Below are 16,097 nucleotides of genomic sequence, written 5' to 3'. Positions count from 1 at the left end.
CTCTATTTTCTATTAAAAAAATATAAAAGAACCCTTATTCTTTTTCTCTTTGAATATCTGCTCCAAGCCCTCGGAGTTTTTCTTCAATTTTTTCATAACCGCGATCAATATGATAAACCCGGAGAATCTCTGTCTTTCCCTGTGCAATTAAACCGGCAAGAATTAATGAAGCGCTTGCCCTTAGATCGGTAGACATAGTTGTCGCTCCCTTTAATTCCGCTACTCCACGAACAATTGCAGTATTGCCATCAACTTCAATATTGGCGCCTAAACGATTGAGTTCGCTTACATGGGTAAAGCGATCAAAATAAATTTTATCGGTGATCGTCGATGACCCCCTGGCTGTGGTCATCATAGCTATCCATTGTGCCTGCATATCGGTTGGAAAGCCGGGGTAAACGTCTGTGGTAATATTTATTGGATTCAATCTACCATCCGATTGAATTCTAATCCTATCCTCATTTTGAGTTAAGTTCACGCCTGCAGACTCAAGCTTCGACAAAACAGCTGATAAATAATCCGGATTTACATTTGTAATCGTCACTTCTCCACCAGCTATGGCTGCACACGCTAAATATGTTCCGGCTTCAATACGGTCAGGGATGATTTCCATGCTCGCAGGATGTAGTGCAGGCACACCTATTACTTCGAACTGTTTGGTTCCGATTCCTGAAATTTGTGCACCCATTTTGATTAAAAATTCAGCTAACTGTTGAATTTCAGGTTCCATTGCCACATTTTCCAGAATTGTTGTGCCTTTCGCCAGGGTCGCCGCCATTAGAAGATTGCCGGTTGCTCCAACGCTGGGGATATCAAATGAAATGTGTGCACCATGCAGTTGGTCACATTTCCCGATGACATAACCCTGGTCGATCTCAATATCCACTCCCATCTTTTTCAATCCCTCAAGGTGGAAGTTGACCGGACGCGGCCCCCAGGCACAGCCACCCGGAAGGGAGACTTTACCATATCCAAATCTTGCAACAATAGGACCTAATACATAAAAAGAAGCTCGCATGGTTCGGACTAAATCGTAGGGTGCTTCCAAAGAATGTTTCTCAGGAACCGTTACATCCAGGTTATTGTCCGATATTTTTGTTGTTACCCCCATCTGTGTCAATAACCGAACCATGGTTCGTACATCACGCAGATTTGGAACATTTGAAAACGAATAGGACCCGGGAGCAAGCAAGGTAGCGGCTAGAAGTGGCAAAATGGCATTTTTTGCACCCGAAATTGCTACAGTGCCATAAAGTTTCTTACCTCCATGAATTACAAACTTATCCATAAATATTTTGTTTTATTAGATTTGGACGACAAATGTAGAAAAATGAAAAAGACTAAAACAAAAATAGAAGGAATTAATTAAATTTCAAGACATCTAATCACTAAATTTAATTAATTAAATTTTGATTTTAAATCGAGTTGATATTGAGCATTTCTTCAGCATTTTTAATGACTGTGTCAGTCACCTTCTCTCCACCAATCAAACTTGCGATTTCTTTGACCCGATCTGTTCGCGCTAATTCATGAACTTGGGTAATGGTTGTTCCATTACTAACAATCTTACGCACTGAAAAATGTTTATCAGCAAAACTGGCAATTTGAGGTAGATGGGTCACACAAATTACCTGGTGGGTAGCTGACAATTCTTTCAATTTTCGGCCAACAGATTCAGCAATTCTACCGGAAATGCCAATATCAATTTCGTCAAACACCAGAACACCTATTTTATCTTTCCCGGCCAGTACGGATTTTATCGCCAACATAATCCTAGATAATTCTCCACCTGAAGCTACTTCAGCTAAAGGTTTAAAACCCTCACCTGGGTTTGTGGAGACATAGAGTTCAATATTATCGATGCCATTTTGTTTTGCAATATGGCCGTCCGGAAGCAATATGCCACCCCCATCATTTGGTGGATAATTTTCAAAAACAATCTTGATAAAAGCATTTTCCATTCCAATTTGCCGGATGATATTTTCTATTTGAACTTGGAATGTGGTGGCTGATTTTTTTCGTTGCTCGGATAATTCAAGACAAAAATTCTGTAGTTCCGATTTTCCGGTAGAAAGTTGTTTTTGCAGAATTTCCAATGTATCATCTAGATTTTTAATTTCAGCGAGCTCTTTGTTTAATGACTCTACTTTTTCCAGAATTTCAGGAATTGGCATGCCATACTTTTTTTGAATCCCTTGAATTTCAATTAACCGTACCCGAATACTTTCCAATCTTTCCTGGTCAAATTCAACTTTGGATAAATAATCATTCACAAACCGAGCTGCTTCTTCTATATGGATGTTGGCTGTTCTAAGATTCTTGGTCATATTCGAGAAAGACTGATCGATTTTTTCTAATTCTTCCAGCTTATTGATTGAAGCATCAATTGTTGCCATAGCTGCATGCTCTTGATCATACAAAATCTTGTAGATCTCGTTACAGAATGAGCTTAATTTTTCATAATTAGCCAGGACTTTTTCTTCATGGGAAAGCTCCTCATCTTCGCCAGAGTATAAATTTAACGACTCAATTTCGTTTATTTGGAATCTTATAAATTCCTGTTTTTCTCTTACGGTTGCCGCTTTGGATTGCAAAGTATGCAGCTTTTGTTGGTGTTCAATAATTCCATCGTATTGGTTCTTCATAGATCTCGACAGTTGATCCAAATTAGCGAAGCTATCAATAATTTCATAATGGTTGTCAGTTTTTAATAAAGATTGATGCTCATGTTGGCCGTGTAAATCGACGAGAATTTCTGATGCACTTTTAAGTATAGATATTTGGGTTATACAATCATTGATAAAAGTTCTGGATCTGCCGGATTCATTTAATTCTCTACGCAAAATTAGTTCGTTTTCAAAAACATCGATCTCATTTTCAATTAAGAACGATTCAATTTTTTCCGGAATGCCGTGAAATACTCCTTCAACAATTGCTTTATCAGTACCAGAACGTAGCATACCTGGCGATACTTTTTCCCCAAGAATTGAATTCAACGCATTAATAACCATGGATTTACCAGCTCCGGTTTCGCCGGTAAGCACATTAAATCCATTGGAGAATTCGAGATTTAATTCCTCAATGAGTGCAAAATTCTTAATAAATAATTTTTTGAGCATTTAATGTATTATTGATTGATTACTGCAATTTTCCCACTCTTTGCTATGCCGTCAGGATCAACCGCAACTGCCAAATAAATGCCGCTGGCTACTAAATCACCTTCATTGTTCCTGCCATCCCAAATTGCACGGCCGCCTTTTGACGCTGTCACCAATTTTCGAACCAAAAATCCGCTTGCGGTATAAATATTCAGATCGCAATTCCTGCAAAGTCCATCCACAATAACATTGGTTTCGAAAGCTCCGATCATTACAGGATTTGGATACAAAGTCAATTGCTCCAACTTTTCATATGGTTCCACAAATAGGGTTTGAAAAATAGAAAGGCCATTTGATGTGGCGATAAAAGATGTTCCGGTCTTTCTGTTGAATGCAAAGCTCACCACATTTGAACTAACCAGCGGGCTGTTTTCAGTCGTATAATGAGTCCAGCGAAAATCATCCCGGCCCAGAATGCTAAACCCGGAAGATGTACCTACCCATTTATTTCCAACAGGATCGATGGCAATTGTATTAATTTCGTTTGTGATCAAACCAAACTGCTGTCGAACTACTCCGTTTTGATAATACTCCAGGCCTTCACTGGTAGCAATCCAAACCACGTTGAATTCATCTATGGCAACTGCTTTTATAATGTTTGAGGACAATCCAAGAGATCCATCCAGGATGGCTACTGTATCATCTGATTTATCAATTGGCGTTCGATTGTCATCATAGACATAAATACCACCCCCGTCTGTTCCTACCCATTTACGGTTTAGCTGATCAATGGCAATTGATATAGGATTTGCAGATGATATTCCATCCTCAAAACCAAATTTAATCCATTGACCATCTTTTGTAACTGCTACCAATTTATTTCCATTGAATGCATTAAAATTCCCCATCCAAAGGGTACCCTCCTGGTCTATGGCCATTTCGTTCACAACTACAAAACTCAAATTTTCTCGAATACCGGATAAGTGACCACCCGTTTCGTTAAACACTTCTATTGAATTATTAGAACCAAATTTAAACACACCTTTCCCCCAACTTCCGACCCAAATATTTTTGTTTTGATCCTCTATTACTGTAACTGATTCATTTCCTGGCAGGTCACCACTCGACTTAGTGAAATTTGCCCATTTTTCACCATCAAAAACATAAACGCCATTTCCAAATTGAGAAGCACTAGCACACCATAATTTTCCTTCCGAATTAAAAAACAAATCTGCGAAATTATTACCTGCCGGACCATCAGGAATAAAAAAATCTAATTCATCCAAATTTTTTTCCCATTTAATTAAGCCTTTCTTTTCAGCACCCAACCATAAATCGCCATTTTCATCGACGACGAAAGTCGTAATCAAGTCGGTTAAAGTTAATTGGCGATCCCATCGGTCCAAATCCGGATCATATTGATAAACATATTTATTGACTGCAGCGTACAATTCATTTTCAGTTTTAGAAAAAGCTGCAACTGCACTGCTAAGAATTGAGGAGTAAACCGTTTGAATTTCTCCGTTTTTCAATTTTTGAACACCTCTTTCGGTGCTAATAAAAATATCACCATTAAAAGATTCTAATGCATTGATCTTATTTGAAGCCAAACCGTCTGAGATGGTAAAGTTATCCCAACTTTGTGGCGCTTTCAGATTTATTTGCCTTAAATCCGCGACGGAGACGCCAAAATCCGTTGCCACATAGATAAATGGCCATTCAATCAATGCGTCAAAAGCGTCAATTTCTACGGGGATGTTACCCATTTTCTTATAGGTCTCTTTAGCTTCTTGTTTACTGAGTATAAAAACACTCACACCTATATTCAAGGCTATGAACAGACTATCTCCATGCAATTCCATGTCATGAATGGATAATCTGTCAAAATCTCTGAAAAGCTCCCATTTGTTTTCACTTATATTGTATTTGTTCAAATCGCCATTTTGCAGACCAAACCACCAGTTGTTGTTGTCATCAATTTCAACCTGGATGGCGTGATTATGGCTAAGGTTTTCCGTGTTGGTAAATGAACCGACATACTCTTCAGTGTTTCGATCAAAAATCAGTACCCCGCCATTAGTGGCACAGATTAATAGATTATCTTTGATCGTTATATCTTCAATGGATGATTTGTTTGTTATAGATTGCCATTCCCTACTTTGTCCTAATATTTGTGAAAAAAATCCAAAGGTGAATGTAAAAATAACTAAAAAATTGTACGTATATAATAAAAATCTTTTCATTTATTTTTTAATAATATCCGCAAGATTGGCCATTTCAATAGCAGTTAATGCAGCATCCCAACCTTTGTTCCCCATTTTTGTTCCTGCACGTTCAATTGCTTGTTCAATCGAATCTGCCGTAATAATACCATAAATAACAGGTAAATTTGTAGATAATGACACACTAGCAATTCCTTTTGATACTTCTCCGGCAACATAATCAAAATGAGGTGTCGACCCTCGGATCACTGCGCCTAAACAGATAATAGAATCATATTTTTTTGTTTCCGCCAACATCTTTGCGATTAGGGCAATTTCGAAAGAACCCGGCACCCAAATTGTTTGGATTTCATCCTCATTACAACCATGACGTATGATACAATCTTTTGCTCCTTCAAGAAGTTTACTAGTAATAAACTCATTAAAACGGGAAATTACAATAGCAAATTTTTTCCCACTAGCGTTTAATTGTGCTTCAATAGGTTGCAGCATTCACCCTCCGGAAGGTTAATATAATAAACTCCCTGGTCTAAACATCTTCTAAAATGAGATGACCCAGCTTATCTCTTTTAGTGGTCAGGTATCTTTTATTATTGTTATTTGGCTGGATTTCAAGAGGGCGACGTTTAACCTCATCAAAACCATGCTCTTTCAATCCCACGACTTTTTGTGGATTGTTTGTTAGAAGTAATATTTTTTGAACTCCCAATTCTTTTAATATCTGAGCGCTAATTCCGTAATCCCTTAAATCAGCTTCGAAACCCAATACTTCATTTGCTTCCACGGTATCTTTACCCAAATCCTGTAGTGCATATGCCTTAATCTTATTGGTCAATCCAATTCCTCTTCCTTCCTGGCACATATAAAGTAAAATACCATTCCCTGTTTCATTAATCAGTTTGAGGGAAGTCTCTAATTGTTCACCACAATCACACCGAAGTGAATGCAATAAATCTCCAGTCAAACATTGAGAATGTAATCTTACCAGGACTTGTTCCTGAGAATTGATGTCTCCTTTTACCAATGCTAAGTGTTGTGAATGATCTACTGTGCTTTCAAACAAATTCAATTTAAAATGACCAAAACGCGAAGGAAAATCTACTGAGGCCACAAGGTTAATTAATTTTTCATTTCTTTTTCGATAGGCTATTAACTCTTTGATTGTTATGATTTTCATTTGAAATTTTTTAGCAATCTGAATCAACTCCGGAACCCTGGCCATTGTACCATCTTCGTTCATAATTTCACAAAGGATTCCTGCCGGATAAATTCCGGCTAATTTTGCTAAATCAACAGTAGCTTCCGTATGGCCAGCTCGTTGCAGCACACCCCCCTCATGAGCTATTAATGGGAAAATGTGCCCAGGCCGCAATAAATCTTTCGGTTCTGTATTCCGATCGATTAGGACTCGAACCGTTTCAGCCCTATCAAATACTGAGATCCCGGTTGTAGTGTTATTTTTTGCATCTACCGAGATGGTAAAATTGCATATTTTATCGCTAATGCCACTAACCATTTGCTTTAAATTTAATTGTTTTAATCTATCCTCCAACATGGGCACACAAATTAGCCCCCGCCCATGAGTAGCCATAAAATTAATTTTTTCCGGCGTGATGAAAGTTGCTGAGGTTATAAAATCTCCTTCATTTTCACGATTCTCATCGTCGACAACAATGATGATTTCACCCTTTCGAAAACTATTAACTGCTTCTTCTATTGTATTAAAGTTGTGTTCACCATTACCATTTGATCCCATTGTTCTAGTCCTTTGTCTTAATATCTTATTATTAAAAGCCCTGTTCCTTAATCCAATCTTCAGAAAGTTTTGCCTCATTCTCCTTAACCTGTGGTGACATCATGTTTTCTATATATTTTGCCATCATATCCACTTCCAAATTCACCAAATCTGCAATACTTTTAGTCTTTAAATTAGTATTACTAAAAGTATGTGGAATGATCGCAATGCTAATTTTTGATCTCTCTTTTCTTGCAACCGTTAAGCTGATTCCATCAATCGCAATCGAGCCTTTCTCAATAATGTAGCGATTTAACGAATCCGGGTATTCGACAGTTAACCATTGCATCGAACCCTGCTGCTTTAAGCCCACAACCGTTCCGGCGGCATCAACATGGCCTTGAACAAAATGGCCGCCCAATTTTTGTCCGATTCGGAGTGATTGTTCCAGATTAACCAAATCTCCCTTTTTTCTCTTACAAAGCGAAGTTCTATTCAACGTTTCACGAACTGCCTCGACCCAAAAATTATTCTTTTCCTTTTTTATTGCGGTTAGACACACCCCATCGACCGCAATACTATCACCAATATTTAATTCTTTAGCGATGGGTTCACATGAAATCTTAAATTGAAGTGCATCAGGAATTTCTTGAATCCCTGAAATTTGACCGACTTTTTCTATTAATCCTGTAAACATGTTTAATGCAAATAACCTTCTATCAAAATATCTGTCCCGATTTTTTTGTATGACGTCTTTTTAAGTTCAGTGCTATCCATCATGGAGTGGATTGAAAGATCGCCAATTGCATCAATTCCTTCTCCGATCAATTTAGGCGCCACAAATATCATTAACTTATCAGCAAGTCCGGTTTTAATGAAAGAAGTGAGTATTGATTTACCACCTTCTACAAGCAGAGAGATCAGGTTCTTCTTTGACATCCATTCTAGTATTTGGTTGAATGTACTTCTATCATTTTCATTATTTATGAATTCGAGATGGACACCCAGCTTTTCAAATTTATTTATTTTTTTTGCATCAGTTTTAGCTGTAAAAACAACTGTTTTGTTTCTGAATTCGTCATTAAACAATTTAGATTCGAATGGAATATCCAGATTCCTACTAACGACGATGCGCCAGGGTTGCTTTCCTTTTACGTGGCGAACCGTAAGTTGAGGGTTATCATGTTTAACAGTACCGGCTCCTATTAATACAGCATCCACTGATTTGCGCAACTGGTGGACTTTCTTTCTTGATTTTTCGTTTGAAATCCAGCTAGAATGAAAAGAACGGGTTGCTATCCTGCCATCCAGACTCTGGGCCCATTTTAGAATAACAAATGGTTTTCCAGTCCGTGCGTATTTGAAATAAGCTTCATTTAATTTTTCGCCATCATCAGCTAAGATATTTGTCTCAATTGAGATTCCAGCATCTTGTAGTTTTTTGAGCCCAGCCCCATTGACCATCGGATTTGGATCTAGATTGGCTATAATAACTCTTGAAACACCAGATTCAATAACCCGCTTAACACATGGCGGCGTTTTCCCGTAATGATTACAGGGCTCCAGATTTACATAGAGGTCTGATAGATAAGCATCTGAACCGGCATTGTTTAAGGCAAATACTTCTGCATGCGACCCGCCATAATTGCGATGATAACCCTCCCCAACGATCTGTCCGTCTTTTACAACAACCGTACCCACAAGCGGATTCGGAGATGTAGATCCCTCACCTTTTTTTGCTAATTTCATTACTCTCCGCATAAAGTAATGATCTTTTTTATTTGAATTAATCTGACTCACAATACAATTTTTTTCTAATTCTTAAACTCTTTACTATTACCAAAAAAATAGCCCTGATGACTCAATAATCTTCAGGGCTATGCGATAAACATACCTCATTTCAATCTTCTTCCATCCGGACTTTAACCGTCGGCTTCGGAATTACACCGAATCAGTCCCGGCTTACACCGGGAGTCGCGGGCTTTCACCGCCGGTGAGGACTTTCACCTCGCCCTGAAGATTTACAGCTTCAAATTTGATTGAATATAAAAAATTCAGTAGGCTAAAGCAAGATAAATTTGGATAACTTAATCAAATTCAAAAGTTCGTTAATTTAATACTATATATATACATTATTCTACTAATGCTACTAAATATGCCTTTCATTTTGTTGAAATCTTTATTAAACTATTTATATATTTCAAAGTAACTATTCAGCTATTGGCATTTGGCTATTAGCTATTGCCATCCCGACGCTTCGGGATTGGCAGAATGGCTTCCTGTTTAAGAGAATACGGGTTAATTAAAAAGTCAAATCAGTCGTTTCGGTTGTATCTATACCATCAAATATTGCCCGCGGGTTGCAACCGAAACAGTCAAATATATTTGAAGCAGTTTTTAGAAATTTCTTTAGGTTCATCATTTGAATTGGAAACTCAATGAATCATCATTTAAGAACTATCTTTAATCCCAACAAAAGATGGTTAAATGATTATGGATCAGTTAAATAGTGAACAAAATGATAAACAATCCATCAGTAAGCTAAAGGCCAACAGCTAAAAGCTAATGGCCGAATACTTATATATTTCAAATAATAACTCAAACTTCAACCAAGGATTATAAATAATGAAATTTATTGCAGATTTACACATCCATTCTTATTTCTCACGAGCAACAAGCAAGACCTTAAATTTTGAACATTTAACCAAATGGGCTCAACTCAAAGGGATAACAGTAGTTGGGACTGGCGATATCGCTCATCCTGGATGGCTGGAGGAGATGAAAGAGAAATTAGAACCAGCCGAAGAGGGGTTGTTTCGACTAAAAGATGACATTGCAAAACCGCTACAAAAGGAAGTGCACAAAGCTTGCCAGGGTGAAGTCCGTTTTATGCTGGCTGGTGAAATCAGCAATATATACAAAAAGAACGATAAAGTTCGTAAGATCCACAATGTGGTTTTTTTGCCCAGCTTTGCAGCTGTCGAAAAATTCCAGGCCGAGCTAGAAAAAATCGGTAATATCAGATCGGATGGCCGGCCAATTTTAGGGCTGAGTTCTCGGGATTTACTTGAAATCGTCCTGCAAACAGACCCACAGGCTTATTTGATCCCCGCCCACATTTGGACACCCTGGTTCGCATTGCTGGGTTCAAAATCCGGCTTTGATTCTGTTGGAGAATGTTTTGATGATTTGACACCCCACATTTTTGCTTTGGAGACAGGACTTTCATCCGACCCGCCTATGAATTGGCGCCTTTCAATTTTGGATGATTATACTTTGGTTTCAAATTCCGACGCCCATTCACCGCAGAAATTAGGCAGGGAGGCCAATATTTTTGATACTGATCTCTCCTATCCAACAATTTTTAACGCATTAAAGAATAAAGGATCGGATTCCTTTTTAGGCACAATTGAATTTTTTCCTGAGGAAGGGAAATATCATTTCGATGGCCATCGAAAATGTGATATAAACTGGGATCCCGAAACTACTCAAAAGCATAATGGCATTTGCCCCAAGTGTGGCAGACTTGTCACAGTTGGAGTCATGCATCGCATCCAGGAATTGGCGGACCGAAATTATGGGCAGAAACCGGCAAAGGTTCATCCGTTTAAAAGTCTGATCCCTTTACCGGAAGTCGTTGCTGAAGTTTTTAATATGGGCGTGAATACAAAAAGGGTGCAGGAATGTTATAATTTACTATTGTCCAAACTCGGATCCGAATTATCCATTTTGCAGGACATTCCTTTGGAAGACATTGCTCAAACGGGCGGAACTGTCTTTTCCGAGGCCATTAAAAGGATGCGAGAAGGACAGATTAAACCAGTAGCCGGCTTTGATGGCGAGTATGGGGTTATCCGGTTATTTGATGACAAAGAACGTGAGGATTTTTCTAACCAGTTAGGGTTTTTTGTTTCTAAAAAGAAAGATAGGAAAAAAAAAGAAAAATTAAACAGTAACGAAGTTTCGGAGAAAGTTGATTTTGATTTATGGAATCAACAACAAATCCAAACTACGATTCCGAACATCAATTCTGACAGTCGATCAATAAAAGATTATAATGAAAGCAAACCTTCAGAAAAGATCATAAAATCCAGGATATTATCAAACCTAAACGAACAGCAAAAAGAAGCGGTGCAAAACACGGATCTTCCTCTGATCATCCTAGCTGGTCCGGGAACAGGAAAAACGCACACACTTACATACCGAATAGCCTTTTTAATTATTGAAAGAAATATTTCACCAGAAAATATTCTGGCCATCACTTTTACAAATAAAGCCGCCGAAGAAATGGCACAACGACTGTCTAGATTGTTAAATGAGGAGACTTCAAAACGGATTACAATTAAAACTTTTCATGCTTTTTGTGCGATGATTTTACGTTCAGAGGGGCATCAAATAGGTTTACAATCTAATTTTTCAATTTGCAGTGATTCAGACGCTAAAAAGATTCTAAAACAAGCGAATCCAAAATTGAAGGAAAGCGAGATATTGAAAAACCTCGAAAAGATCTCTACAGCTAAAAACAAGCTCCTATTGCCTGATTCTCCGGAATTCGAAATAGTTTTTAAAGATGATTTCGAATTTCAATCTTACTACCAGCATTATGAATTGAGATTGCAAGAAAACAACCTGTTAGACTACAATGATTTAATTTCAAAAACCGTTACTTTGTTTAATAAATACTCTGATGTTTTAAAGAGGTATCAAAAACGATACCCTTGGATTTCGGTGGATGAATATCAAGATATCAACCATGCCCAGTATAGATTGCTACAAAACCTAATTTCTGAAGGGAGTAATCTTTGTGTGATCGGAGACCCGGATCAAGCAATCTATGGATTTCGAGGCGCCAATCGAGAATACTTCCTTAAATTTCGTGAGGATTATCCTCATGCGAAAACAATCTATTTGAATCAGAACTATCGTTCTTCCCAAAATATCTTAAATGCTTCCGGACAAGTGATTGCGAACAGCCAGGTCCGGAAAAATGATAAATTATGGTCAACCCTGGTTAGTGATACGAAACTGAATGTTTACAGAGCGCCTACGGATAAAGCGGAAGCCGAATACGTGGTGCATCAAATTGAGCAAATGGTTGGTGGTACAAGCTATTTTTCGATTGACTCTGGTCGCGTAGCCGAAAACGATGATGAGAAAACAAGATCCTTTTCTGATTTTGCCGTTCTATATAGATTGGGAGCGCAAAGTAGGCTTTTGGAAGTCGCTTTCAAACGATCCGGAATTCCCTTCCAGATAACAGGGAAAGTATCATTTTACCAAAAAAAAGAGATCAAAGAAATCCTATCTTTTTTATGGTTTCTCCACGATACGAACTCGCTGTTTTTTATAGAAGAAATATTAAATCCAGATCTGAATGATAAAAAAGTAAACTTTACAGACACTATTAATCAGAACGGTTCCATGGAAATATCCAGGGATCTAATCCTACAAAAATTAGATGAATTAAACCTGAACACTTCCTCTAAACATCGAATCCGGAAAACTATTGATTTCCTGTATGAATTGAAAAATGATGCTGAAGAAAAACCGGTCTCAAAATTAATTGAATCCATTCATACTTTTATCCTAGGTACAAATTCAAGAAAAGTTAGCGAAGATACTCAACAACGCATCAAGCAACTGATCTTAAAAGCTGTTTCTTTTGAAAACCGCCTTGGTGATTTTTTAGAATATGCCAGCTTGTACAACGCTGTGGATGATTATAATCCAAAATCCGATCGAGTTAGTTTAATGACCCTTCATTCTTCAAAAGGACTTGAATTCCCTGTTGTTTTTATCGTTGGATGTGAAGAAAATTTGATTCCGTACCTGAAGGATGATAAGTTGTCTGAACCGGATGAAGAATGCCGGCTTTTTTATGTCGGCATGACGCGAGCTCAAGAAAAACTAATTTTAGTGAATGCTAAAACCAGGTATCTTTTTGGCCAGAGAATGACTAATATGCCGTCACACTATCTATACGATATCGAAAATACTTTAAAAGAGTTTACGCAAATGCCTGTCACAAGAAAAACCATCAAAAAGGAGAAGCCTAAACTACAATTAGAGTTGTTTTTATGATTATCCGAAACCTTATTCCCGAGATTTTTTTGGGGGATTTGTAATCTTTAATAACAAATTGGGATATTAAATAATAAACATATCTTCACTGTTTGATATTTCCGCGTTGGTTAATTAATTAACCAATTATTGCTGTGTTGCTGTGAACGGTAACGCTGGTTTTGCTTTAAGGATCATGAATGATCCTGAGATTATTACAAGACAAGGTATAAATACGTCCATTCATGGACTTTGATTAATTTCAAGGGATACCCTTTATTTATGGTACTTACAATAGATTAATATAAAAATTCTATTTCGATGAATATCTTTTCTCCACCAGTCATTAAAGAATTCCGTGCAACGGTTAGTTTGGGTGGACCCATCATTGTCTCCCTCCTGGCTCAGCAAACCCTGGGATTTATCGACACAGTAATGGCGGGAAATTTAAGTGCGAAAGATCTGGCAGCTGTTGCAATCGGTAGAAGTCTTTTTGTCCCCATTTTTCTTGTTGTGCTCGGTGTATTGCTAGCGGTGAGTCCTATAGTGGCACAATTTTATGGCGAACGTAAAATCGACCAGATTGGAAAAACGGTTTGGCAGGGATTGTTGCTCAGTCAAATGCTTGCAATTCCATCATTTTTTTTGGTTCGGAACCTGGAAATCGTCATGCATTTTATGCAGATTGCACCCGAAATCATTCCAATTAGTATGGGATATCTTAAGGCAATTTCATGGTGTTTCCCTGCGACTTTCGCCTATCTCACCCTGCGATTTTTTAATGAAGGAATATCTATTACCAAACCCAACCTGTATTTTTCTCTAATAGCAATCCCAGTCAATTTTATCGGTAATTATGCCCTTATGTATGGTAAATTTGGATTCCCAAAATTAGGCGCTATTGGAGCAGGATGGGCTACCACGATGGTTTGGTGGACTATGCTAACCGCGATGCTCATATACACCTTCCGTATGCGGCACAACCAGCATTTTCGAATATTTCATAAAATGAGCCTGCCAAATTGGAGATACATGAGGGAGATTCTTCACATTGGAATTCCAAATGGAATGAGCCTGGGGATGGAAGTTGGAATGTTTGCTATCGCGGCTTTAATCATCGGTTCTTTGGGCGTTGCCATTATGGCGGGACACCAGATTGCAATTAATGTTGCGTCACTCACCTTTATGATTCCATTGGGACTTTCTTTTGCCACCACATCCAGGGTTGGATTTGCAGTGGGTGAAAAAAATTATGATGGTGTCAGGATTGCCGGATATGTTAGCGGCGGACTTTCGGTGATGGTAATGTGTCTAACCGCTGCTATGATGTATCTTCTGCCATACGCCATCGTGAAAATATATAGCACGGATTTGGCGGTAATAAATGTTGCAGCTCAATTATTGCTCATGGCTGCTATTTTCCAGATCTCCGACGGTTTGCAGGCAAGCGCTATGGGCGCTTTGCGAGGTTTAAAGGATACACGTGTTCCTATGTTTGTCAATATCATTGCTTATTGGATTATTGGCATTCCATTGGGGTATTATTTGGGAATCGTGCGCAGCATGGGTGCACAAGGGTTATGGATTGGCATGATTGCAGGTTTGACTTTTGCAGCTATCTCACATGCGTCGAGGTTTTACTATTTTACAAAAACAGGTAAATATAGAAAGTAGAATCTGATATGGGGGATCATTCAATATGGGATAAAAGTACATGAGAAAAACAATACATAATATCAAATATTTTAAAGACCTACATAATAAAGCGCTTTGAGTAAAGTAAATGTTAGACATTTCAATTCTCCAAGTCACCCTTTTTCTTTTTTATGTAAAAGTAAACAGAGTCCCCATCACGCATAACCTTGAGGTTCTCTAATAATTATTGATTTAAATTGAATCGGCACCGATGAAGTTCAAGACATGTCCGAGCAAATATCCGTATATAAGTCTCGCCTATTTATTCACATGACAAAAAATAAAAGTGTGGAATTATCTAAATGTCTCTGCTATTTTTTAAAATAGATTATGAGCAAAAATTTTATAATCTTCTGATAAATACTTCTAAAACTAAAATTTAAAAAAATATGTCAGAAAACATTTCTAAAGAACTTTTGATTAACATAACAAGGGAAGTCTATTACTTTGAATTGGATAGAAAAGAAAAAATCATTCAAAGATTAAATTACAATACAACCATATTCATCGTGTTGTCCGGAGCTTCATTCTATTTTCTGAACGATTTGATTAAATTGAAATGGCACCTCAACACATCAGTTGTATCAATTGTGTTTCTATTCTTTTTTCTCCTAACTATTCTTTCTTTGCTAATTTCCTTTTTTTACCTTGCAAGAGGTATTACAGGTTTTAAATATTCTTTTCTTCCTGTTGCGGACGACATAATAAAAGATGTGGGCAAAATAAAAACATATTCAGAAAATATTGTGAAGATTCAAAAAGATTATGGGTTAAGTAAAAAAATAATTAAACAGAAATACAATTTTGTAGGTGAGAGAGATAAATTTGACGATTATATTTTGAGCAAATATCAGGAGAGTTCTACGAACAATTCAAAGAATAATGATTTTAGAGACGAAAAACTCAGCAAATCAATAAGATTTTTAATATATACATTTTTTTTCCTGATATTGTCATCATTCCCATATATTTCACTAAAATATAATATCCAAAAGGAGAAAGTAAAAATGTCAAATGAACAACAAGAACCTGAAGATTCTGGACAACCTGAAGATTCTGGACAAGATGATAGTCAAAACATTAATGATTTGAATTTACCTGATGTAGATGAGCCAATTTTGTCTCCTAACAGGCTTGTAAAGGAAAGTCGTAATCCAAAATCTTTTCTGGACGACAAGATCGCTTCTGATAATACTGCAAGTGATAGCTCTAGTAACGAATAAATAATTACTAGATTTAAAATTATTATCTGTATCAGGCTCGATAATCTTCAAACCTGCTGGTTTG

10 protein-coding genes and 1 riboswitch are annotated in these 16,097 nt (G+C 37.4%); of the genes, 3 read left to right on the top strand and 7 right to left on the bottom strand.

The features are described from left to right. Window positions 1-34 precede the first annotated feature (34 nt). The 7 genes from murA to ribD form a co-directional block, all read right to left on the bottom strand. Window positions 35-1,288: a UDP-N-acetylglucosamine 1-carboxyvinyltransferase gene (gene murA, locus IIC38_15965; GenBank protein ID MCH8127433.1), complete on the bottom strand. Its 1,254-nt coding sequence runs from the start codon at window positions 1,286-1,288 to the stop codon at window positions 35-37. Between the two features lie 127 nt (window positions 1,289-1,415). Beyond that, window positions 1,416-3,119 (bottom strand): DNA repair protein RecN, encoded by a 1,704-nt coding sequence (gene recN, locus IIC38_15960; GenBank protein ID MCH8127432.1) that lies wholly within the window; start codon window positions 3,117-3,119, stop codon window positions 1,416-1,418. An 8-nt stretch (window positions 3,120-3,127) separates the two neighbouring features. Further along, a complete protein-coding gene (locus IIC38_15955) occupies window positions 3,128-5,341 on the bottom strand; it encodes a hypothetical protein (protein ID MCH8127431.1) in 2,214 nt (737 codons plus the stop codon). Next, entirely contained in the window at window positions 5,342-5,812 is a 471-nt protein-coding gene (locus IIC38_15950; protein MCH8127430.1) for a 6,7-dimethyl-8-ribityllumazine synthase, read from the bottom strand. It abuts the gene before it with no gap. A 37-nt stretch (window positions 5,813-5,849) separates the two neighbouring features. Continuing rightward, a complete protein-coding gene (locus IIC38_15945; protein MCH8127429.1) occupies window positions 5,850-7,076 on the bottom strand; it encodes a bifunctional 3,4-dihydroxy-2-butanone-4-phosphate synthase/GTP cyclohydrolase II in 1,227 nt (408 codons plus the stop codon). A gap of 31 nt (window positions 7,077-7,107) precedes the next feature. Beyond that, complete coding sequence (locus tag IIC38_15940; GenBank protein ID MCH8127428.1) at window positions 7,108-7,752, bottom strand: riboflavin synthase; 645 nt, start codon at window positions 7,750-7,752, stop codon at window positions 7,108-7,110. Window positions 7,753-7,754: 2 nt separating this feature from the next. Then, window positions 7,755-8,804: a bifunctional diaminohydroxyphosphoribosylaminopyrimidine deaminase/5-amino-6-(5-phosphoribosylamino)uracil reductase RibD gene (gene ribD / locus IIC38_15935; GenBank protein ID MCH8127427.1), complete on the bottom strand. Its 1,050-nt coding sequence runs from the start codon at window positions 8,802-8,804 to the stop codon at window positions 7,755-7,757. Between the two features lie 150 nt (window positions 8,805-8,954). Further along, window positions 8,955-9,080, bottom strand: a riboswitch (FMN riboswitch). A gap of 600 nt (window positions 9,081-9,680) precedes the next feature. Between ribD and IIC38_15930 the strand changes: the two genes are divergently transcribed. The 3 genes from IIC38_15930 (at window position 9,681) to IIC38_15920 (ending at window position 16,033) form a co-directional block, all read left to right on the top strand. Further along, a complete protein-coding gene (locus IIC38_15930) occupies window positions 9,681-13,136 on the top strand; it encodes a UvrD-helicase domain-containing protein (GenBank protein MCH8127426.1) in 3,456 nt (1,151 codons plus the stop codon). Window positions 13,137-13,436: 300 nt separating this feature from the next. Further along, entirely contained in the window at window positions 13,437-14,789 is a 1,353-nt protein-coding gene (locus tag IIC38_15925) for an MATE family efflux transporter (protein ID MCH8127425.1), read from the top strand. 410 nt (window positions 14,790-15,199) lie between these two features. Continuing rightward, the gene (locus tag IIC38_15920; GenBank protein ID MCH8127424.1) at window positions 15,200-16,033 is read left to right on the top strand and encodes a hypothetical protein; all 834 of its coding nucleotides are present in this window, start codon (window positions 15,200-15,202) and stop codon (window positions 16,031-16,033) included. The last annotated feature ends 64 nt before the right edge of the window (window positions 16,034-16,097 follow it).

The organism is candidate division KSB1 bacterium, assembly GCA_022566355.1.
Classification (GTDB): domain Bacteria; phylum Zhuqueibacterota; class JdFR-76; order JdFR-76; family DREG01; genus JADFJB01.
This window is presented reverse-complemented; position numbering and strand designations above follow the sequence as displayed.

Bases quoted from the DNA above. Each gene is read 5' to 3' on its own strand.
- murA (MCH8127433.1), bottom strand. From the start codon at position 1,288: ATGGATAAGTTTGTAATTCATGGAGGTAAGAAACTTTATGGCACTGTA.
- recN (MCH8127432.1), bottom strand. From the start codon at position 3,119: ATGCTCAAAAAATTATTTATTAAGAATTTTGCACTCATTGAGGAATTA.
- IIC38_15950 (MCH8127430.1), bottom strand. From the start codon at position 5,812: ATGCTGCAACCTATTGAAGCACAATTAAACGCTAGTGGGAAAAAATTT.
- IIC38_15945 (MCH8127429.1), bottom strand. From the start codon at position 7,076: ATGGGATCAAATGGTAATGGTGAACACAACTTTAATACAATAGAAGAA.
- IIC38_15955 (MCH8127431.1), bottom strand. From the start codon at position 5,341: ATGAAAAGATTTTTATTATATACGTACAATTTTTTAGTTATTTTTACA.
- ribD (MCH8127427.1), bottom strand. From the start codon at position 8,804: ATGAAATTAGCAAAAAAAGGTGAGGGATCTACATCTCCGAATCCGCTT.
- IIC38_15920 (MCH8127424.1), top strand. From the start codon at position 15,200: ATGTCAGAAAACATTTCTAAAGAACTTTTGATTAACATAACAAGGGAA.
- IIC38_15930 (MCH8127426.1), top strand. From the start codon at position 9,681: ATGAAATTTATTGCAGATTTACACATCCATTCTTATTTCTCACGAGCA.
- IIC38_15940 (MCH8127428.1), bottom strand. From the start codon at position 7,752: ATGTTTACAGGATTAATAGAAAAAGTCGGTCAAATTTCAGGGATTCAA.
- IIC38_15925 (MCH8127425.1), top strand. From the start codon at position 13,437: ATGAATATCTTTTCTCCACCAGTCATTAAAGAATTCCGTGCAACGGTT.